This is a genomic window from Pseudomonas sp. 10(2024), from assembly GCF_045164175.1.
GTDB classification, from domain to species: domain Bacteria; phylum Pseudomonadota; class Gammaproteobacteria; order Pseudomonadales; family Pseudomonadaceae; genus Aquipseudomonas; species Aquipseudomonas alloputida.
Genome location: NZ_CP174006.1, coordinates 1,980,637 through 2,001,667 on the forward strand (window position 1 = coordinate 1,980,637; position 21,031 = coordinate 2,001,667).

17 protein-coding genes are annotated in these 21,031 nt (G+C 62.5%); 4 read left to right on the forward strand and 13 right to left on the reverse strand.

The window, feature by feature from the left end; genetic code table 11:
- Nucleotides 1–2: 2 nt before the first annotated feature.
- From nuoI to ACI7M0_RS08980, 11 genes are all read right to left on the reverse strand, one after another.
- Entirely contained in the window at nucleotides 3–551 is a 549-nt protein-coding gene (gene nuoI / locus ACI7M0_RS08930; RefSeq protein ID WP_003251442.1) for an NADH-quinone oxidoreductase subunit NuoI, read from the reverse strand.
- Between the two features lie 11 nt (nucleotides 552–562).
- Entirely contained in the window at nucleotides 563–1,570 is a 1,008-nt protein-coding gene (nuoH, locus tag ACI7M0_RS08935) for an NADH-quinone oxidoreductase subunit NuoH (RefSeq protein WP_003251440.1), read from the reverse strand.
- On the reverse strand, nucleotides 1,567–4,281 hold the full coding sequence (gene nuoG, locus ACI7M0_RS08940; protein WP_129932485.1) for an NADH-quinone oxidoreductase subunit NuoG: 2,715 nt from the start codon (nucleotides 4,279–4,281) through the stop codon (nucleotides 1,567–1,569). The genes nuoH and nuoG overlap by 4 nt, the downstream gene beginning before the upstream one ends.
- A 132-nt stretch (nucleotides 4,282–4,413) precedes the next feature.
- Nucleotides 4,414–5,775, reverse strand: coding sequence for an NADH-quinone oxidoreductase subunit NuoF (nuoF, locus tag ACI7M0_RS08945; protein WP_020192000.1), 1,362 nt, complete (start codon nucleotides 5,773–5,775; stop codon nucleotides 4,414–4,416).
- Nucleotides 5,772–6,269, reverse strand: a complete 498-nt coding sequence (gene nuoE / locus ACI7M0_RS08950) for an NADH-quinone oxidoreductase subunit NuoE (protein WP_003251433.1) — start codon at nucleotides 6,267–6,269, stop codon at nucleotides 5,772–5,774. The genes nuoF and nuoE overlap by 4 nt, the downstream gene beginning before the upstream one ends.
- A gap of 2 nt (nucleotides 6,270–6,271) precedes the next feature.
- Nucleotides 6,272–8,053, reverse strand: coding sequence for an NADH-quinone oxidoreductase subunit C/D (nuoC, locus tag ACI7M0_RS08955; protein WP_129932484.1), 1,782 nt, complete (start codon nucleotides 8,051–8,053; stop codon nucleotides 6,272–6,274).
- Nucleotides 8,054–8,132: 79 nt separating this feature from the next.
- Nucleotides 8,133–8,810: an NADH-quinone oxidoreductase subunit B family protein gene (locus ACI7M0_RS08960; RefSeq protein ID WP_003251429.1), complete on the reverse strand. Its 678-nt coding sequence runs from the start codon at nucleotides 8,808–8,810 to the stop codon at nucleotides 8,133–8,135.
- A 9-nt stretch (nucleotides 8,811–8,819) separates the two neighbouring features.
- Nucleotides 8,820–9,233: an NADH-quinone oxidoreductase subunit A gene (locus ACI7M0_RS08965; RefSeq protein WP_003251427.1), complete on the reverse strand. Its 414-nt coding sequence runs from the start codon at nucleotides 9,231–9,233 to the stop codon at nucleotides 8,820–8,822.
- A 383-nt stretch (nucleotides 9,234–9,616) separates the two neighbouring features.
- Complete coding sequence (locus ACI7M0_RS08970) at nucleotides 9,617–10,279, reverse strand: lysoplasmalogenase (protein WP_175442715.1); 663 nt, start codon at nucleotides 10,277–10,279, stop codon at nucleotides 9,617–9,619.
- A gap of 290 nt (nucleotides 10,280–10,569) precedes the next feature.
- The gene (aceA, locus tag ACI7M0_RS08975; protein ID WP_014590317.1) at nucleotides 10,570–11,895 is read right to left on the reverse strand and encodes an isocitrate lyase; all 1,326 of its coding nucleotides are present in this window, start codon (nucleotides 11,893–11,895) and stop codon (nucleotides 10,570–10,572) included.
- Nucleotides 11,896–12,385: 490 nt separating this feature from the next.
- Nucleotides 12,386–13,150, reverse strand: coding sequence for a secretin N-terminal domain-containing protein (locus ACI7M0_RS08980; protein WP_173879731.1), 765 nt, complete (start codon nucleotides 13,148–13,150; stop codon nucleotides 12,386–12,388).
- 125 nt (nucleotides 13,151–13,275) lie between these two features.
- Between ACI7M0_RS08980 and ACI7M0_RS08985 the strand changes: the two genes are divergently transcribed.
- The 3 genes from ACI7M0_RS08985 to ACI7M0_RS08995 all read left to right on the forward strand — a co-directional run bounded on the left by ACI7M0_RS08985 (nucleotide 13,276) and on the right by ACI7M0_RS08995 (nucleotide 17,740).
- The gene (locus tag ACI7M0_RS08985; RefSeq protein WP_020191997.1) at nucleotides 13,276–14,451 is read left to right on the forward strand and encodes a hypothetical protein; all 1,176 of its coding nucleotides are present in this window, start codon (nucleotides 13,276–13,278) and stop codon (nucleotides 14,449–14,451) included.
- A gap of 53 nt (nucleotides 14,452–14,504) precedes the next feature.
- Nucleotides 14,505–16,214 carry a S8/S53 family peptidase gene (locus ACI7M0_RS08990; RefSeq protein WP_104961147.1) on the forward strand — a complete coding sequence of 570 codons (1,710 nt, stop codon included), beginning with the start codon at nucleotides 14,505–14,507 and terminating at the stop codon, nucleotides 16,212–16,214.
- 83 nt (nucleotides 16,215–16,297) lie between these two features.
- Nucleotides 16,298–17,740, forward strand: coding sequence for a SulP family inorganic anion transporter (locus ACI7M0_RS08995; protein WP_020191995.1), 1,443 nt, complete (start codon nucleotides 16,298–16,300; stop codon nucleotides 17,738–17,740).
- Nucleotides 17,741–17,869: 129 nt separating this feature from the next.
- Here ACI7M0_RS08995 and fusA read toward each other — a convergent pair whose 3' ends face one another.
- Together fusA and ACI7M0_RS09005 are read right to left on the reverse strand one after the other, a co-directional pair.
- Nucleotides 17,870–19,981 (reverse strand): elongation factor G, encoded by a 2,112-nt coding sequence (gene fusA, locus ACI7M0_RS09000; protein ID WP_129932482.1) that lies wholly within the window; start codon nucleotides 19,979–19,981, stop codon nucleotides 17,870–17,872.
- A 73-nt stretch (nucleotides 19,982–20,054) separates the two neighbouring features.
- The gene (locus tag ACI7M0_RS09005) at nucleotides 20,055–20,480 is read right to left on the reverse strand and encodes a hypothetical protein (RefSeq protein WP_129932481.1); all 426 of its coding nucleotides are present in this window, start codon (nucleotides 20,478–20,480) and stop codon (nucleotides 20,055–20,057) included.
- Nucleotides 20,481–20,726: 246 nt separating this feature from the next.
- Between ACI7M0_RS09005 and ACI7M0_RS09010 the strand changes: the two genes are divergently transcribed.
- On the forward strand, nucleotides 20,727–21,029 hold the full coding sequence (locus ACI7M0_RS09010; protein ID WP_012051778.1) for a hypothetical protein: 303 nt from the start codon (nucleotides 20,727–20,729) through the stop codon (nucleotides 21,027–21,029).
- Nucleotides 21,030–21,031: the final 2 nt, after the last annotated feature.

The following is a 21,031-nucleotide window of genomic DNA, read 5'->3' on the forward strand; positions in this document are numbered from 1 at the left end:
CCTTATGGGAGCAAGCTCTTCACGTTGATCGGCTCGGCTTCGTTCTGTGCAGAGCCCTTCGGCTTGCCAGCGATTGCCATACCCGCAACACGGTAGAAGTTGTAGTCAGGGTTCTTGCCGGGGCCGGAGATCAGCAGATCTTCTTTCTCGTACACCAGGTCCTGACGCTTGAACTCGGCCATTTCGAAATCCGGAGTCAGCTGGATCGCGGTGGTCGGGCACGCTTCTTCACACAGGCCGCAGAAAATGCAACGCGAGAAGTTGATGCGGAAGAACTCCGGGTACCAGCGGCCGTCCTCTGTCTCGGCCTTCTGCAGCGAAATGCAGCCAACCGGGCAGGCCACCGCGCAGAGGTTGCACGCTACGCAGCGCTCCTCGCCATCGGGGTCGCGGGTGAGGACGATGCGGCCGCGGTAGCGCGGCGGCAGGTACACGGGTTCTTCGGGGTACTGCAGGGTGTCGCGCTTGCGGAACCCGTGGGAGAACACCATTGCCAGGCTGCGCAGCTGGGTGCCGGTGCCCTTAACGATGTCGCCGATATACTTGAACATGGGTCAAATCCTCACTGGGCCGCGACGGCTGGCGTGTTGTAGAGCACGATCGCAGCGGTCACCAGCAAATTGATCAGGGTCAGCGGCAGGCAGAACTTCCAGCTGAAGTCCATCACCTGGTCATAGCGTGGGCGCGGGATCGAGGCGCGCAGCAGGATGAACAGCATGATGAAGAACGCGGTCTTCAGGGCGAACCACAGGAACGACAGTTGCGGCAGGATGCCGAACGGGCCGTGCCAGCCGCCGAAGAACAGGGTTACCAGCAGCGCCGAGATGAGGATGATGCCGATGTACTCACCGACGAAGAACATGCCCCACTTCATGCCGGCATACTCGATGTGGTAGCCGTCGGCCAGTTCCTGTTCTGCTTCCGGCTGGTCGAACGGGTGACGGTGAGTCACGGCGACGCCAGCGATGAAGAAGGTGCAGAAGCCGAAGAACTGCGGAATGATGAACCACAGGTTCTGCGCCTGGTACTCAACGATGTCGCGCATGTTGAACGAACCCACCTGCACCACCACGCCCATCAGCGCCAGGCCCAGGAACACTTCGTACGACACGGTCTGTGCCGAAGCACGCAAGCTGCCCAGCAGGGCGTACTTGTTGTTCGACGACCAGCCGGCGAACAGCACCGCGTAGACCGACAGGCCGGCCATGGCGAAGAAGAACAGCAGGCCGATGTTCAGGTCGGCAACGCCCCAGGTCGGGGTGATCGGGATGACCACGAAGGCGATCAGCAGGGCGCTCATGGCCACTACCGGTGCCAGGGTGAAGATCACGCGGTCGACGAAGGGTGGGTTCCAGTCTTCCTTGAAGAACATCTTCAGCATGTCGGCAGCGATCTGGAACATGCCGAACGGGCCGACGCGGTTCGGACCGTAACGGTCCTGCCACCAGCCCAGCAGGCGGCGCTCGACGAAGCTGAGCAGCGCACCGCAGACCACCACCGCCAGCAGGACCACGATGGCCCGCAGCACGGTGAGGATCACATCGATCACTTCGGGGGTGAACCAGCTCATTGTGCTGCCTCCTGCAGACCTTCGACGGATGCACCGAAGATGGCAGGCGGAATGCCAGCCAGGCCTTTCGGCAATGCGACCAGGCCAGCGCCCAGCTCTTCATTGATACGCAGCGGCAGGCGCAGGGCCACACCGGCGACGTTCAGGCTCAGCAGGGCGCCTTCGTTGACGCCCAGGCGGTCGGCTTCGGACTTGGCCAGGGCCACGTAGGCAGCCGGGATGCGTTCTTGGACCGGAGCGGCGCGCGAGGAGCTTTCTTCGCTGCCGAACAGGTGGAAGAACGGCACGGCAGTCCAGGTGCCACGGGCCGGGTTGAAGGCCCCCGGAATGGCGTTGAACCAGTTCAGGCGGTCGCCTTGCGATTCGATCAGGCGTACACCTGGGTCACCGGCACGCAGGTGGCCACCGACCTCGTCCTGAAACTTGTTCCAGGCTTGTGGGGAGTTCCAGCCCGGCGACCAGGCGAACGGCACCTGCTGGCGCGGTTCGGCCGAACCCGAGTAGCCTTCCATGGAGAAGGCGAACGCGGTGTCCTTGTCTTGCGGGGTGCGCGGCTCGTGCACACTGATGTTGGCACGCATGGCGGTACGGCCGGAGTAGCGCAGCGGCTCACGGGCCAGCTTCATGCCCTTGATGCGGAACGCAGCGCTCGGCGCGGCGTTGACGATGCCGGCCAGTTGCGGAGCGGCTTCGGCGCAGGCGCTGGTGACGTGGTCCAACTGGGTCCAGTCGACCGGCTTGTTCAGCAGGGTGGCACGCAGGGCGTGCATCCAGCGCCAGCCTTCGTGGATCTGGATGCTGCTGTCCAGGTACTGCGGGTCGAACACCTGGAAGAAGCGCTGGGCACGGCCTTCCTGGCTGACCAGGGTACCGTCGCCTTCGGCGAACGAGGCGGCCGGCAGCACCAGGTGGGCGCGGTCGACGGTGGCGGTTTTGGAGTGGTCGGCAACGATCACCACCTTGGCCGCAGCCAGGGCAGCATCGACCTTGGCGGCCGGTACGCGGGCGTACAGGTCGTTTTCCAGCACCACGATGGCATCGGCTTTGCCGCTGATGACCGCGTCCAGGGCGGCATCGATCGACTCGCCACCGAGCATGGCCAGGCCGAGGCTGTTGGCCTCAGGCACCACCAGGCTCAGCGAGCCGTTTTTCTCGCGCAGCTTCAGGGCCTTGGCGATGTTGGCAGCCGCTTCGATCAGCGCCGGGTCGGCCAGCGAAGTACCGGCTACGACCAGTGGGCGCTTGGCGGCGACCAGGGCGTCGGCGATGCGCTGGGCCAGGGCCAGGGCTTCGTCGTCCAGGCCGGCGACGGCAGGGGCGCTCGGGTCGATGGCGTGGGCCACGGCGAAACCGATGCGGGCCAGGTCGGCCGGCGCGGCGTGTACGCACTCTTCGGCGACGTCGTCCAGCTTGGTTTCAGCCAGGGATGCGATGAACAGCGGGTACAGCGCGTGCTGGCCAATGTTCTTCACGGCAGCGTCGAGCCAAGGCTGCACTTTCATGGCTTCGGCCATGGCCTCGGCCTTGCCTTTGGTGGCCTGGCGCACGGCCAGGGCAACGCGGGCAGCGGTCTGGGTCAGGTCTTCACCGAGCACGAACACGGCGTCGTGGTCTTCGATGTCGCGCAGGGTCGGCACGGGCAGCGGGCTGTTGTTCAGCACGTTCAGGGCCAGGCGTACGCGGGCCAGTTCGCCAGCTTCCATGCCCGAGTAGAAGTATTCGGCGCCGACCAGCTCACGCAGGCCGTAGTTGCTTTCGAGGCTGGCGCGTGGCGAGCCGATACCGACGATGGTACGGCCGCGCAGCAGGTCGGCGGCCTTGTCCAGGGCGGCGTCCAGGCCCAGCTTGGTGCCGTCGGCCAGTTGTGGCTGGCGTGGGCGGTCCTTGCGGTTGACGTAGCCGTAGCCGAAGCGGCCGCGGTCGCACAGGAAGTACTGGTTGACCGAACCGTTGAAGCGGTTTTCGATACGGCGCAGTTCGCCGTAGCGCTCACCCGGGCTGATGTTGCAGCCGCTGGAGCAGCCATGGCAGATGCTTGGGGCGAACTGCATGTCCCACTTGCGGTTGTAGCGCTCGGAGTGGGTCTTGTCGGTGAATACGCCGGTCGGGCAGACCTCGGTCAGGTTGCCAGAGAACTCGCTTTCCAGCACACCGTCTTCGACGCGGCCGAAGTACACGTTGTCATGAGCGCCGTAGACGCCCAGGTCGGTACCACCGGCGTAGTCCTTGTAGTAGCGCACGCAACGGTAGCAGGCGATGCAGCGGTTCATCTCATGGGCGATGAACGGGCCGAGGTCCTGGTTCTGGTGGGTACGCTTGGTGAAACGGTAGCGGCGCTCGTTGTGGCCGGTCATTACCGTCATGTCCTGCAAGTGGCAGTGACCGCCTTCCTCGCACACCGGGCAGTCGTGCGGGTGGTTGGTCATCAGCCATTCGACGACGCTGGCGCGGAACGCCTTCGACTCTTCGTCGTCGATGGAGATCCAGGTGCCGTCGGAAGCAGGGGTCATGCAGGACATGACGATACGACCACGGGTGTCGTTCTCGTCGGTGTACTGCTTGACTGCGCACTGCCGGCAGGCGCCAACGCTACCAAGCGCCGGGTGCCAGCAGAAATAAGGGATGTCGAGGCCGAGCGACAGACACGCCTGTAACAGGTTGTCTGCACCGTTGACTTCGAGCGCTTTGCCGTCTACGTGGATAGTGGCCATTGTTCAAAGTTCTTCGTTGGCCCGCGTGAGCGGGCGTGGCTAATGGAAATCGGTGAGCTTGCGACACGCCTCGATTGCTCGGGCCTGCCGGTAAGCTGGCGAGTGGCACGGACCACCCGCCTAATCATCTTGTTATGCGCCGACCACGATCGGCTTCGCCAGGTCGGGGCGCAGGGTGGCAGCGCTTTCTGGCGCCACACCGGCCTCGAACTCCGAGCGGAAGTATTTGATGGCACTGCCCAGCGGCTCGACGGCACCCGGTGCGTGAGCACAGAAGGTACGGCCTGGGCCGAGGAAGTTGACCAGCCCCAGCAGCGTCTCGATGTCTTCGGCGCGGCCCTGGCCTCTTTCCAGTGCACGCAGCATCTTCACGCTCCACGGCAGGCCGTCACGGCATGGCGTGCACCAGCCGCACGACTCGCGGGCGAAGAACTCTTCCATGTTGCGCAGCAGCGACACCATGTTGATGCTGTCGTCGACCGCCATCGCCAGGCCAGTACCCATACGGGTGCCAACCTTGGCGATGCCACCGGCGTACATTTGCGCATCGAGGTGCTCAGGCAGCAGGAAGCCGGTACCGGCGCCGCCTGGCTGCCAGCACTTGAGCTTGAAGCCATCGCGCATGCCACCGGCGTAGTCTTCGAACAATTCGCGCGCGGTAACGCCGAATGGCAGTTCCCACAGGCCTGGGTTCTTCACCTTGCCGGAGAAGCCCATCAGCTTGGTGCCATGGTCTTCGCTGCCTTCGCGGGCTAGCGACTTGTACCAGTCGTTGCCGTTGGCGACGATGGCCGGGACGTTGCACAGGGTTTCGACGTTGTTCACGCACGTCGGCTTGCCCCACACGCCAACGGCGGCAGGGAAGGGCGGCTTGGAGCGCGGGTTGGCGCGGCGGCCTTCCAGCGAGTTGATCAGCGCGGTTTCTTCACCGCAGATGTAGCGGCCGGCGCCGGTGTGCACGAACAGCTCGAAATCGAAACCGCTGCCCAGGATGTTCTTGCCCAGCAGGCCGGCGGCCTTGGCTTCATCGATGGCGCGGTTGAGGTTCTTCGCTGCGGTGGTGTATTCGCCACGCAGGAAGATGTAGCCGCGGTAGGCCTTGAGGGCGCGGGCGCTGATCAGCATGCCCTCGACCAGCAGATGGGGCTGTTGCTCCATCAGCATGCGGTCCTTCCAGGTGTTCGGCTCCATTTCGTCCGCGTTGCACAGCAGGTAGCGGATGTTCATGGATTCGTCTTTGGGCATCAGGCCCCACTTCACGCCAGTGGGGAAGCCTGCACCGCCACGGCCCTTGAGGCCGGAGTCCTTGACGCTTTGCACGATGTCGTCGGCGGACATTTGCGCCAGCGCCTTGCGGGCTGCGGCGTAGCCGTTCTTCGATTCGTACTCGGCCAGCCAGACCGGCTCGCCGTCGTCACGCAGGCGCCAGGTCAGCGGGTGGGTTTCGGCCGAGCGCGCGATGCGGTTGGCCGGGCCGAAGGAAGTAATGGTCATACGTAACCCTCCAGCAGTTTGGAAACGCCAGCCGGCTGCACGTCCCCGAAGGTGTCGTCGTCGATCATCAGCGCCGGGGCCTTGTCGCAGTTGCCCAGGCAGCACACGGGCAGCAGGGTGAAACGGCCGTCGGCGGTGGTCTGGCCGAGGCCGATGCCCAGCTCGCTCTGGATCTGGCTGACCACCGACTCATGGCCGCCGATGTAGCAGACCATGCTGTCGCACACGCGGATGATGTGGCGGCCGACCGGTTGGCGGAAGATCTGGCTGTAGAAGGTGGCGACACCCTCGACGTCGCTGGCCGGAATGCCCAGCACTTCGCCGATGGCGTGAATGGCGCCGTCTGGCACCCAGCCACGCTCCTTCTGGACGATCTTCAGGGCTTCGATGGACGCCGCGCGCGGGTCCTCGTAGTGATGCATTTCGTGCTCGATGGCCGAGCGCTCGGTTTCGCTCAGGGCGAAACGGTCTGTCTGGATAAGCGTGCTGTTCATGCTTAGCGGTCCACGTCAGCCATAACGAAGTCGATACTGCCCAGGTACGCAATGAGGTCGGCGACCATGCTGCCTTTGATCACCGAAGGGATCTGCTGCAGGTGCGGGTAGCTCGGGGTGCGGATCCGGGTGCGGTAGCTCATGGTGCCGCCATCGCTCGTCAGGTAGTAACTGTTGATGCCCTTGGTCGCTTCGATCATCTGGAACGACTCGTTGGCCGGCATGACCGGGCCCCACGAGACTTGCAGGAAGTGCGTGATCAGGGTCTCGATGTGCTGCAGGGTGCGCTCTTTCGGCGGCGGCGTGGTCAGCGGGTGATCCGCCTTGTACGGGCCTTCCGGCATGTTGCGCAGGCACTGGTCGATGATGCGGATACTCTGACGCATCTCCTCGACACGGACCATGCAGCGATCGTAGGCATCGCCGTTGTGGGCCAGCGGTACTTCGAACTCGAAGTTCTCGTAGCCGGAGTAAGGACGGGCTTTACGCAGGTCGAAGTTGCAACCGGTGGCACGCAAGCCGGCACCGGTGGTGCCCCATTCCAGCGCTTCCTTGGTGTTGTACGCGGCAACGCCGATGGTACGGCCCTTGAGGATGCTGTTTTGCAGGGCGGCCTTGGTGTATTCGTCGAGGCGCTTGGGCAGCCATTCGACGAAGTCCTTGACCAGCTTGTCCCAGCCACGTGGTAGGTCGTGGGCGACGCCACCGATGCGGTACCAGGCCGGGTGCAGGCGGAAGCCGGTGATCGCTTCGATCACGGTGTAGGCGCGCTGGCGGTCGGTGAAGGTGAAGAACACCGGGGTCATGGCGCCGACGTCCTGGATGTAGGTACCCAGGAACAGCAGGTGGCTGGTGATGCGGAAGAACTCGGCCAGCATGATGCGAATCACGTCGACCTTCTGCGGCACCTGGATGCCGGCCAGCTTCTCCACCGCAAGCACGTACGGCAGGTTGTTCATCACCCCGCCGAGGTAATCGATACGGTCGGTATAGGGGATGAAGCTGTGCCAGGACTGGCGCTCGGCCATTTTTTCGGCGCCACGGTGGTGGTAGCCGATGTCCGGTACGCAGTCGACGATTTCTTCACCGTCCAGCTGCAGGACGATACGGAACGCACCGTGCGCCGAAGGGTGGTTGGGGCCGAGGTTGAGGAACATGTAGTCCTCGTTGGCGCCCTGGCGCTTCATGCCCCAGGCTTCCGGGTTGAAGCGTGCCGATTCCTCTTCAAGCTGCTGCTTGGCCAGGGTCAGGCTGTAGGGGTCGAACTCGGTCGCCCGGGCAGGGTAGTCCTTGCGCAGCGGGTGACCTTCCCAGGTCGGCGGCATCATGATGCGGCTGAGGTGCGGGTGGCCGGCAAAGTCGATGCCGAACATGTCCCAGACTTCGCGCTCGTACCAGTTGGCGTTTGGCCAGATGCCCGTCACGGTCGGCAGGTTCAGGTCGCCTTCGCTGAGCGACACCTTGATCATCACGTCGCTGTTACGCTCGATCGACAACAGGTGGTAGAACACGCTGAAATCGGCGGCTGGCAGGCCACGGCGCTGGGTGCGCAGGCGCTCGTCGACGCCATGCAGGTCGTACAGCATGCTGTAAGGCTTGGCGACGCCGCGCAGGAAGCTGAGCACCTCTTTGAGCTGGGCGCGCTTTACCCACAGCACGGGCATGCCGGTGCGGGTTTCCTGGGCGACGAATGCGTCGGCGCCAAAACGGTTGTTCAGTTCGACGACCACATCCTGGTCGTCAGCCTTGTAGGGCGGAATGAAAATAGCGTTGTCCGCTGTCATGGTCTCGGTCGCTTTGGGTCAACGTTAAGAATGAAGCCAGGCCGCCGGCTCCTTCGGGAGCGGGCGGCAGGTCGCTGGATCAGACTTCGTCGGGGCTGCGCAGGTTGGTTACTGCAATGCGCTGCTCACGACGCAGGTCTTTCTGGGCTGGCATCTCGGCACGGTAAATACCTTGATCACCAACAACCCAGGAAAGCGGGCGTCGTTCTTGGCCGATCGACTCCTGCAGCAGCATCAAGCCTTGCAGGAAAGCCTCAGGGCGTGGCGGGCAGCCAGGCACATAGACGTCCACGGGGAGGAACTTGTCGACCCCCTGAACGACCGAGTAGATGTCGTACATGCCACCGGAGTTGGCGCACGAACCCATGGAAATGACCCATTTCGGTTCGAGCATCTGCTCGTACAGGCGCTGGATGATCGGCGCCATCTTCACGAAGCAGGTACCGGCAATGACCATGAAGTCGGCCTGACGCGGCGAGGCCCGGATGACTTCGGCGCCGAAGCGGGCGATGTCGTGGGGTGCCGTGAAGGCCGTGGTCATTTCCACGTAGCAGCAGGACAGGCCGAAGTTGTACGGCCAGAGGGAGTTCTTGCGGCCCCAATTGACCGCGCCACGCAGCACATCTTCAAGTTTGCCCATGAAGATGTTCTTGTGGACCTGGTCCTCTAGCAGTTGATCGGTGACGGTTTCCCGTTCACCGACCGGGTACTGCTCGTTGGGCGCATCCGGATCGATTCTGGTGAGATTGTATTGCATGCCAAAGCCTCATTGTTTCAGCTTCGCTTGCCGCTTGCGGCGACCTTCGGGAGCCCAATCAAGTGCCCCGACGCGCCATAGGTAGACAAGACCTGCCAACAGAATTGCTATGAAAACGAGTGCTTCGACGAATCCGGTCCAGCCGCTTTCGCGGACGGACACAGACCATGCAAAGAGAAAGAGGGCTTCGATATCGAAGATCACGAACAGCATCGCGACCAGATAGAATTTGGCGGACAGGCGCAGGCGAGCGCTGCCGACGGGCAGCATGCCGGATTCGAAGGGTTCGTTCTTGGCGCGGCCCCAAGCCTTGCTACCGAGCAGGCTGGACAGGCCGAGCATGAAGGCGCACAGGCCGACGACACCCAGGAGGAAGATGGCAAAGCCCCAGTTGTGGGCGATGAGTCCTGCCGAATCGGACATGCTAGAGATCCTTATACAGAGACCCAGCTCTGCAGTCTGAAATAAGTGTAGAGCGGCGACTTGGCGTCGCACATGCAGTGACCAAATGTCGCAGCCGAATCAATCGCGCTGATTTTATGGGTAAACCTGGTGCAAGTAAAATTTCTGTCGCAAATTTATTCGTAGGATTAAGTACAAAAACCGTTCGTAACTGGCTGAGAGCCTTGAAATTCGGGCATTACGCGCGGTTTTGTTAATTATGTTTCTTGCAGCGGGTAACGAATTGCAAATCCTGTAATGATAATTAATATCATTTGAACTGCTGCGTTCGAATTTCGCTGTTCTGCGCCTTGTAAAGTTCATCTGGCGATTCCCCCTACTTGCAATTGCAAAAAACCCTTGTTCTAGCAGCTCTCGGTCCTGCGCGCACCGCTCTGGGTCAATACTTTATCGGTTGAGCGATGACCGACTGATGAAGCGATGGCCCATTGGCCGAGCCAGTAGGCGAGGATGATCAGGTACGGTGCGGCGGCGAACGGGCTGACGAAGCGGTCGATGCCGATCAGGCTGTCGGAGAACACGAACAGGCCGGCACCGAGCGCGGCCAATCCCCCGCAGGCCAGTGCGCGCCAGAGCATGGCGCTGATAGCCAGGGCGTAGAGCGCTACCGGGATCAGCAGCGGGCCGAGGCCGTTGCTGGCCAGTACGCCGAGCAGCGCGATGCCACTGATTGCGCTGAAGATCAGTGCGGGCAGGGCGGGGCGCAGGGTAATGCCGCAATAGCCGCGCAGGTAAGCAAGGTGGGCGCAAAGGAAGGCGGCCAGGCCGAACACGAACAGGTCGGCGGGGATGGCCAGCAGGATGTCACCGAGTACCGAGAAGCCCAGGCCGATCGAGATCCACGTGCGATAAGGCGAAACCGGGGTGCTGCGCAGCCAGGCAATCAAGGCCAGCACCGGGATGGGTTTGGCCATCAGGGCGAGCAGGGTGTTGTCGCTGGCCAGTGCATATATATAGAGGGCAGCGGCGGTCAGGGCGAGAATCATCAGGTGGCTTGGACGAGGCATGGGCGGTCCTTGCTGCTGGGCTGCCACAAGCATAGCCCTGATCCGGGGTTTTGTTGTGGCCTGTGCCGGCCCTTTCGCGGGTAAACCCGCTCCTACAGCGGCCTGCGCCCAATCACCGATGTGTGTCCCCTCCCGATCAGTGTAGGCGCGGGTTAACCCGCGAATACGGTAGCGGCGGCAACGGTGAACGGCTGGTGAAAATTGGCCAGCAGGCCCGGCCCTTTCTCGGGTAAAAACAAAGGCCCGGAGCTTTCACAAGCCCCGGGCCTTTGTTCAACCGCAACCCACTATCAGTGGAACTGCTCTTCTTCGGTCGAACCGGTCAGTGCAGTCACCGACGAAGCGCCACCCTGGATCACGGTGGTCATGTCGTCGAAGTAGCCGGTGCCCACTTCCTGCTGGTGCGCCACGAAGGTGTAGCCCTTGCTGGCGTCAGCGAATTCCTGCTCCTGCAGCTTCACGTAGGCGGTCATGTCGTTACGGGCGTAGTCGTGCGCCAGGTTGAACATGCCGTGCCACATGTTGTGGATGCCGGCCAGGGTGATGAACTGATGCTTGTAACCCATGGCCGACAGCTCGCGCTGGAACTTGGCGATGGTGGCGTCGTCCAGGTTTTTCTTCCAGTTGAAGGAAGGCGAGCAGTTGTAGGACAGGATCTGGTCCGGGTACTCCTTCTTGATCGCCTCGGCGAAGCGGCGGGCTTCGTCCAGGTCCGGCTTGGCGGTTTCGCACCAGATCAGGTCGGCGTACGGGGCGTAGGCCAGGCCGCGGGCAATGGCCTGGTCGAGGCCGGCGCGGACCTTGTAGAAGCCTTCGCGAGTACGCTCGCCAATCACGAACGGCTGGTCGTACGGGTCGCAGTCGCTGGTCAGCAGGTCGGCGGCGTTGGCGTCGGTACGGGCCAGGATGATGGTCGGTACACCCGACACGTCAGCGGCCAGGCGCGCTGCTACCAGCTTCTGAACGGCTTCCTGGGTCGGTACCAGCACCTTGCCGCCCATGTGGCCGCATTTTTTAACCGAGGCCAGCTGGTCTTCGAAGTGCACGCCAGCGGCGCCTGCTTCGATCATGTTCTTCATCAGCTCGTAGGCGTTCAGTACGCCACCGAAACCGGCTTCGGCGTCAGCCACGATGGGCGCGAAGTAGTCGATGTAGCCTTCGTCGCCCGGGTTCTTGCCGGCTTTCCACTGGATCTGGTCGGCACGGCGGAACGCGTTGTTGATGCGCTTGACCACGGTCGGTACCGAGTCGACCGGGTACAGCGACTGGTCAGGGTACATCGACTCGGCCGAGTTGTTGTCGGCGGCAACCTGCCAGCCGGACAGGTAGATGGCCTGGATGCCGGCCTTGACCTGTTGTACAGCCTGGCCGCCAGTCAGGGCGCCCATGCAGTTGACGAAATCTTTGTCGGGGCGGAAGGACGGGTGAGCACCTTCGGTGACCAGCTTCCACAGTTTTTCTGCACCCTGACGGGCAAAGGTGTGCTCAGGTTGCACGGAGCCACGCAGGCGAACGACATCAGCGGCGGTGTAGGTACGGGTCACGCCTTTCCAGCGCGGGTTCTCGGCCCAGTCTTTCTCGAGGGCTGCAATTTGCTGTTCGCGTGTCAGTGCCATGGAAATAAACCTCGTCGCATCGATCTTGGGTTAATTGTGCTGATGCTCTGGGCTGATCAGGTGCCTGGCGGCTGTCCTGTTCGCAGGCTTGCGGCGGCGAACGCGAAGGCTCGAAGGGGAAGGTTGGGCAGGCCAGGCGAAGGTGCGCTCCGGCAGGTCGGCTCGTGGTTGCCTTGCTGCGGTGCTACGCGATTGCCAGTACTGCGGTGATGCGCTTCCGTCCCTCGGGACAACTTCTTCGTTGCAGTCGCAATCCCGTCGAACCGCCTTGTGGGCCGTATAGACACGAGGCGCCTCCTGGGGTGGAAGGAGCGCGCCCCGAAGGCCCTTGCCAGGGCCCCTGATTAGCGGGAGCGAGGCCATCATGCCCTTGGGAAAAAGACCCTGTCAAATGTTTTGTAGTGCTTTTTTGTCCTTACTACATCTTTGGTCTAATGCGACTTGGCAGTCAGTTTCAAGGCCTTTGGTCGAAGCCTTGAATTGCCTGGGATCAGTCCACAAGGTCGACTTTGACACGCAATGTCATGTTTTCACCCCGTTGGGTGCTGTACGTGTGGCTTGACGCGCTGCGGTCGGCTTGGCTCTGCTGGTTGAACCCCGCCAGGGTGATCCACTCGCCGAGCTTGCCAGTGACTGTCGTGTCGGTACTTTGCACTTTCACTACATCTGCACGTTCATGGCTGATACGGTCATTATTGCTGCTTATTTGCAGACGAACCGTTTCGCCGCTCAGGCTTGGGGTTACGTAGAAGCCTTGGGTCACGTTGCGGTATTCGGTGTTGCTCTGAATGCGCCCATAGCCGTCTGTGCTGGTGCTGGTAATGGGGATGCTCTGGCCCACCTGGATCAGTGCCGGTTGCCCTTCGCTGGCTTGTACCTGCTGCATGCCGCCGTCGCGGTTGCTGGTGCCGTAGTGAATGACGCGTGCGTTGCCGCGGTTGTCCTGGAAATTGCTGTCGTTGTTGTCGACGCTGATCAGCAGGCGCTTGGGCGCGGTGTCCAGCTGTTGCAGCAGGGCGCGCAGGTCGTCGATGCGCTCGGGGCTGGCGTTGACGATCAGTTTGTTCTCGAAGGCGCTGACCGTGCCGTCCTTGCCGATGAAAGCCTGCAGGGCGGGCAGCAGTTCGGCGCTGCTGCGATGCTGAAGTGGCACCACCTCGGTGGCGGCGTGGGCGGTGAGGCTGGCGACCAGCAACAGGGAGGTGAAAAGGGGGCGTAGCGGCATGTCCATGATCTCCGCAGGTGGAATCAACATGATGGCAAATTTGCTGACTTTTTGCCGGATCTGGATCACGCCGGCACGGTTGCAGACGGTCGTATTATCCTGGTTTATCTTGTAGGCTATAAATTATAGTAGGCAAGATAATTTAGGTTAATTGCATGTCTCCCGTTCGCCCGCTCCTACGCCGTAATCAGTTGGCCAACGCACTGGCCCAAGACTTGGCCGGCGAGTCGTTGGTCGATTACAGCTCGGGCATGTTCCTGGCCGCGCCCCGGCGTACAGGCAAGAGCACCTTCCTCAACAACGACTTCATACCGGAATGCGTACAGCGCGGCTGGCTACCGGTTTACGTCGACCTGTGGTCGGATCGCGACGCCGCCCCTGCGCAGCTCATCAGTGGCGCCATCGGTACTGCGCTGGCCAGATTCGAAGGTGCGCTGGCCAGGACCGCGAAAAAGGCCGGTATCGACAAGATCAACCTGCTGCGCACCCTGAGCTGGGATTTCACCCGCCCGCAATTGCCTGCGGGTACTACCCTGGCCCAGGCGCTTGCCGTGTTGCATCAAGTCTCAGGGCAGTTGGTAGTGCTGATCATCGACGAGGCTCAGCACGCCCTAAACAGCGAAGATGGCCTTAATGCGATGTTCGCGCTGAAAGCCGCGCGTGACCATCTTAACCGTGGCGACCGTCCGGACGGCTTGCGCCTGGTGTTCACGGGCTCTAGTCGTGACAAGCTGGCCAACCTGGTACTCAAGAGCAAGCAGCCATTCTTTGGTGCCAGCATCACGCCATTTCCGTTGCTGGGGCGTGAATATGTCGAATTCATCACCGCCTTGTGGAACCGTCGCCTGGCCGACAGTAACCAGTTCAAGGTAGAGGACTTGGCATACGCGTTCGAATTGGTCGGCCGGCGCCCGGAAATGCTCAACAAACTGTTGGCCGAAGTTAGCGTCGGCCTGGGTGAGGCGGGCAACCTGGGTGAATTGCTGCGCAACGGGGCGCTGAATCATCAAGCCGGGGTGTGGAGTGACTACGAAAGCGCTTGGAACGAACTTACGCCGTTGCAGCAGGCCGTGCTAGCGGTCATGGCCGAGCGCACGCTGGGCCGGCAGCCGTTTTCCCCGTTTACCGAGCAAACTCTGGTTGAGGTCAGCCGCAAGCTGGAGCAGGCCCAGGCGGTAGCCAACGTCAACACGGCAAACGTACAGAAGGCCCTCGATGCCCTGCGCGACAAGGAGCTGGTATGGAAGGCCAATCGTGGCGAGTACGCGTTGGAGGATACTTCCATGGCCGAATGGCTCGCCCGCGACCAGGCAGTTGCCAGCCACAGGTGAACCTTTGAGGTGCCCCGTAAGTCGCACTCACAGGGAGCGCGTGGGGTGATTGCATGAACGGTGTCCTGATCTTGCTGTTATGGCTTTGCAGTCTGGGTGCACAGGCTGCAGCGGACACGCTGCGCATCAAGCAGCTGCAGCGTTGCGGCGACTTGTTCAGCGACAGCCAGCAGCAATGGTGCCTGCGTGCCGAGGGGCTCGGGGCAAACCTGCCAACGGTATGGTTGGGCGGTGTGCGGCTGTCAGAAGCCAATGTCGGGCGGCAAGGTGACCGGCTGACGCTGAAACTGGTGAGAGAAGCCCAGCGCAGCGCCCCGCTCTGGCTGGCCGATGGCGGCCGCACCAGCAACCCGGTATGGCTGACCCGCCAACGCAGTCATGTGATCGCCGCAGGGCCTGATGAAGTGGCGAAGAACATGGACGGCCTGACCACTTATGTCGATCTGGTCAGCCTGTTGATCGAAGAAAAATACGACGGCCTCGACGAGGCCCGGCGCATCGCCGGTAAATACGGCGCCCAGGTTGTGGGTGCCATTCCGCCGTTGAATGTCTACCAGCTGCGCTTGCCGGTAGAGGACCTGATGCAGCGCGATGCGATGGTCCTGCGCATGGGCAGTGAAGTCAGCGTGGATGCCGTGATTGTCGAAGAGTCCGCCCCCGAGCGCGGGGAGGAGGGCAATGGGCGCGGCACCCGGGCCATCGACCAGGCGGACGAATGGGCCGCCAACCGCTTCATGGACGCGCTGTATTTCTACCGGCGCCGGATTGCCGCCTCTGGCTTGCCGGTGAAGCCCGTGCGGGTCGGGGTAATCGAGCGTGAAGTGGACTTCGACGCCCCAGGGTTCGGCCATTATCGAGGGGACTGCGAACAAGGCCAGACATGCCTCTACGCTCGCGACGGTGATCGCCCGGCCAGCCACGGCAGCCATGTTGCGGGCATTCTCGCTGCGCAGGGTGAGGGCTTTTTGCCGGGGCTGGGCAAGCACAGCCCTGGCTTCGAGGTGATGGTAGAGCGCAACTCGGATGCCGGTATCACCGCCAACATCGCTGCCTCGGTGAACCTGGTCGAAGATGGCGTGCGGGTGCTGAACTGGAGCTGGGGCATTCACCGGGTCGGCGCGCGCGATGTCAACGGTGATGAGGTTGATTCGCTGGTGCGTTCCGGGCTGGCAATGAGTGGCTACGAGGAGTTGCTTGAGGAGTTTTTCCTCTGGCTGCGCAAGGAGCACCCTGATGTGGTGGTGGTGAATTCGGCGGGTAATGGTGCGTCCTGGTCGGGGACCGATGAATATCGCCTGCCTTCGTCGTTCATCACCGAACAATTGCTGGTGGTGGGCGGGCATCAGCGCAGTGACAAGGCTACGGCAGTTGAAGCCCACGATCATGTGCGCAAGCGTCACAGTTCCAACATCGACATGCGCGTGGACGTCAGTGCTGCTGCCTGCATACGCCCCGTGTCGGCCGAGGCTGCGCATTGCGGCACGTCGTACGCAACACCCTTGGTGACTGCCACTGTGGCGACGATGCTGTCGATCAACCCGGCACTTACCCCGGAACAGGTGCGCATGCTGTTGCGGCGCAGTGCCTTGACCCTGGGCGCCGAACAGGATTTCGAAGCGATGGATGCCGAAGACCTGACGGCGCCAATCCTGCCCTCGGAGCGTGGCGGCCGCCTGAACGACCCGGACCTGGGCCGTTCGGCGCGCCTGGACATGCAGCGTGCGCTGGACCTGGCCGTGCAGAGCCTGGAACGTGTGCGTTGAGCGGTGGCCGCTGTCAGACAAATTCCGTAACATCGCGCCCCTCGTTTTTCTAACGTCCGTCAGGACTGCACCACAGGAAGCCCATGAAGCCCGCCCGACTACGCGCCGACCTGCTCGCCGGCCTCACCACCTCGTTCGCCTTGGTCCCCGAGTGCATCGCCTTTGCCCTGGTGGCCCACCTCAACCCGCTGATGGGCCTGTATGGCGCGTTCATCATTTGTACCCTGACGGCGCTGTTCGGCGGGCGGCCGGGGATGATCTCCGGCGCTGCCGGCTCGATGGCGGTGGTGATCGTCGCCTTGGTGGTGCAGCACGGCGTGCAGTACCTGCTGGCCACGGTGCTGCTGGGCGGTGTGGTCATGATCCTGTTCGGCCTGCTGCGTCTGGGCAAATTGGTGCGCCTGGTGCCATACCCGGTCATGCTTGGCTTCGTAAACGGCCTGGCCATCGTCATCGCCATGGCTCAGCTGGAGCATTTCAAGGACGGCGAACACTGGCTCAGTGGCACGCCGCTGTACCTGATGATCGGCCTGGTGGCGCTGACCATGGCGGTGGTTTATGTGCTGCCGAAACTGACCCGCGCGGTGCCGCCGGCCTTGGTGGCGATCCTCGGTGTTGGCCTGCTGGTGTACGTGCTCGGGCTGCCTACCCGCACCCTGGGCGACATGGCGCACATCGCCGGTGGCCTGCCGGGGCTGGCGCTGCCGGATGTGCCCTGGAATCTGGAAACACTGAAGATCATCGCCCCCTACGCGGTGCTGATGGCCATGGTCGGACTGCTGGAAACCCTGCTCACCCTCAACCTGACCGACGAAATCACCGAGAGCCGTGGCTTCCCGGACCGCGAGTGTGTGGCATTGGGCGCTGCGAACATGGTGTCGGGCCTGTGCGGCGGCATGGGCGGCTGCGCGATGATCGGGCAGACGGTGATCAACCTCAGCTCCAATGGCCGGGGCCGGTTGTCGGGGGTAGTGGCCGGGGTGATGATTCTGCTGTTCGTGCTGTTCCTGTCGCCGCTGATCGAGCGCATTCCCCTGGCGGCGCTGGTTGGGGTGATGTTCGTGGTGGCCCAGCAGACCTTTGCCTGGGCGTCGTTGCGGGTGTTGCACAAGGTGCCGGTGAATGATGTGCTGGCGATCGTTGCGGTGACTGTGGTCACGGTGCTCACCGACCTGGCCATGGCAGTGCTGTTCGGTATCATCATCGCGGCGCTCAACTTTGCCTGGCAGCATGCGCGGGAGCTGTATGCCGACACCCATGAGGACGCGGAGGGCGGCAAGCGTTATCAACTGCATGGCACGCTGTTCTTTGCCTCGACCACCTCGTTCCTCAACCAGTTCGACACGGCCGGGGACCCGGCCCAGGTCACGCTGGATTGCCAGCATTTGAGCTTTGTCGATTATTCGGCCGTTGCGGCGCTGAAAACTCTGCGCGAGCGCTATGCCAAGGCGGGCAAGCATTTGCGCGTGGTGCATTTGTCGGAGCGGTGCAAGAAGCTGTTGAAGCGGGCGGGCGAGCAGCATTGAAAACTGTTGCTGCCTGTGCCGGCCTCTTCGCGGGTAAACCCGCTCCTACAGGGGGCGCACAATGTCTGGGCCTGCGACCATCCTGTAGGCGCGGGCTTACCCGCGAAGAGGCCGGCACAGGAGAACCGCTTACTCCCCGCGGCTCTTCTTGACGATGCCATCGGCAATGCTCGCCGGGGCCTCGGCATAGCGGGTGAACTCCATCGAGAAGCTGGCCCGGCCCTGGGTCATCGAGCGCATCGAGGTGGCGTAGCCGAACATTTCACCCAACGGCACTTCGGCACGTATCACCTTGCCAGCCGGTGTTTCATCACCGTCCTGGATCATGCCGCGACGTCGGCTCAAGTCGCCGAGGATGTCGCCCTGATATTCCTCCGGCGTCACCACCTCTACCTTCATCACTGGCTCCAGCAACACTGCGCCGCCTTTCTGCGACAACTGCTTGGTGGCCATCGACGCGGCGATCTTGTAGGCCATCTCGTTGGAGTCGACATCGTGGTACGAGCCGTCGAACACGGCGGCCTTGAGGCTGATCAGCGGGTAGCCGGCAAGCACGCCGTTCTTCATTTGCTCTTCGATACCCTTCTGGATTGCCGGGATGTACTCGCGGGGTACCACGCCGCCGACGATCTCGTTGATGAATTCCAGGCCTTCTTTGCCTTCATCACCGGGGGCGAAACGGATCCAGCAATGGCCGTATTGGCCACGGCCACCGGACTGACGCACGAAACGCCCCTCGATCTCGCAGGTATTGCGGATTTTTTCCCGGTAGGCCACCTGCGGCTTGCCGATGTTGGCCTCGACGTTGAACTCGCGGCGCATGCGGTCGACGATGATGTCCAGGTGCAGCTCGCCCATGCCCGAGATGATGGTCTGGCCGGTCTCTTCATCGGTACGCACGCGGAATGAGGGGTCTTCCTGGGCCAGCTTGCCCAGCGCGATGCCCATTTTTTCCTGGTCGGCCTTGGTTTTCGGCTCTACTGCGACGGAAATCACCGGGTCGGGGAAGTCCATGCGTTCGAGGATGATCGGTTTGTCCATGTCGCACAGGGTATCGCCGGTGGTCACGTCCTTCATGCCGATCAGTGCGGCGATGTCGCCGGCACACACGTCCTTGATTTCGGCACGCTGGTTGGCATGCATCTGCACCATGCGGCCGATGCGTTCCTTCTTGCCTTTGACCGAGTTGAGTACCGCATTGCCTGAACTGAGCACGCCGGAATAAACGCGGGCGAAGGTGAGGGTGCCGACGAACGGGTCGGTGGCGATCTTGAAAGCCAGTGCCGAGAACGGCTCTTTGTCGTCGGCGTGCCGTTCCAGGTGCTTTTCTTCATCATCCGGGTCGGTGCCGCGGATGGCAGGAATTTCCGACGGGGCGGGCAGGTAGTCGATCACCGCGTCGAGCATCAGCGGCACGCCTTTGTTCTTGAACGATGAGCCGAGGATGGTCGGCACGATTTCGTTGGCGATGGTGCGCTGGCGCAACCCGGCCTTGATCTCTTCGATGCTCAGCTCCTCGCCATCGAGAAACTTCATGGTCAGCTCGTCATTGGCCTCGGCCGCAGCTTCGATCATGTGCGCGCGCCATTCGTCGGCAAGCTTCTGCAGATCGGCGGGAATATCTTCTTCGCGGTAACTGGTGCCCTGGTCGGCATCGTTCCAGTAGATGGCCTTCATCTTCACCAGGTCGATCTGGCCCATGAAGTTTTCTTCGCTGCCGATGGCCAGCTGGATGGGTACCGGGTGGTGCCCCAGGCGCTGATCGATCTGCTTGACCACGCGCAGGAAGTCGGCCCCCTGGCGGTCCATTTTGTTGATGTAGGCCAAGCGTGGCACGTGGTACTTGTTGGCCTGGCGCCAGACTGTCTCGGACTGCGGCTCGACGCCGTCCGCGCCGCTGAATACCACGACCGCGCCATCGAGCACGCGCAATGAGCGCTCCACCTCGATGGTGAAATCGACGTGGCCTGGGGTGTCGATGATGTTGAAACGGTACTTGTGGGCGAACTGCTTGGTCGAGCCTTGCCAGAACGCCGTGGTCGCCGCCGAGGTGATGGTGATGCCGCGTTCCTGCTCCTGGGCCATCCAGTCCATGGTCGCCGCGCCATCGTGCACTTCGCCCATCTTGTGGTTGACCCCGGTGTAGAACAGGATCCGCTCGGTGGTCGTGGTCTTGCCGGCATCCACGTGGGCAACGATGCCGATATTGCGGTACAGCTCGATGGGCGTTGTGCGGGCCATGGCGGACTACCTGTGGGTGGACGGATTCCACCAAGTTAGCAGACCGGTGGAATCCTGCCCTGCCACCGGGCCGTCAGTCGGCCTGGGCTTGCAGCATCCACTGGCCATCCACTTCACGGGCCAGGCCGCTGGCCGGCAGCAAGGCCAGCAGGCGCGTGTGCAGGGTGGCCTCGGTAAAGGTCTTGAGGGTGGTCAGGTCCAGCGCGCCGACCAGGTTGAGATCAGCCTTGGTGTACGACAGCCAGGCTTTTTTCAACACCTGGGCGACGTCGCTGCCAGCGGTGCTGGCGAACCGGCGGTGCCACTGGCGGCCTTCGAAGGTGAAGTTGTGCGCGTGGCTGTAGGTGCTTTGGTCGGCGCCTTCTACGCAGCGGTGGCAGCGGCATGGGCCCTCGCCGAAGGCGTTGCGCAGGTAGCTGTTGAAGTCCACGACGGGCTTGAGGGACAGGCGTTTGTCGACTTCGAACAGGTCGGCGATCAGGGGGTCTTCGGCGCTCACTCGGGATCCTCGTGTGGTGTGGCGTGCATCGGCGGGCACCCTAACAGATCGGGGCATTCAGATCACCTGTTGCAGGCCCGGCTCTTCCCAGGCAGACCCGCCCCTCACAGGTGCCCCGCATACCCTGAGCAACATGCGATCCCTGTGGGAGCGGGCGTGCCCGCGAAGAGGCCAGTAGAGACAACAGAGACGGCCTGCCGTACTCTACGCGCCCGTACGCCTATACACCCACCGAGGTAACCCCGTTTGAGCACCAAGTACCCGTACATCGCCACCGTGACCATCAGCGCCGAAGACCGTGGCGGAGATACCGAAGCCTCGGAAAACCCCAAGATGCGCGTGGGCCTGGAAGCGGTGACCGAAACCCTGAAGAAGGTGCATTTCGTCGGTACGCTCGCGGCCCCTGAGAAACCGGCCACGCACATTTGCGTAACCCTGGAGAACGGCCTGACCTATTACGGCCCGATCGTCAACGGCCATGCCGAACTGGAAGGCGGCTGGATCGCCTTCGAGTCCGACATGCTTACCCCGGAAGAACTCGGCCTGTAAGC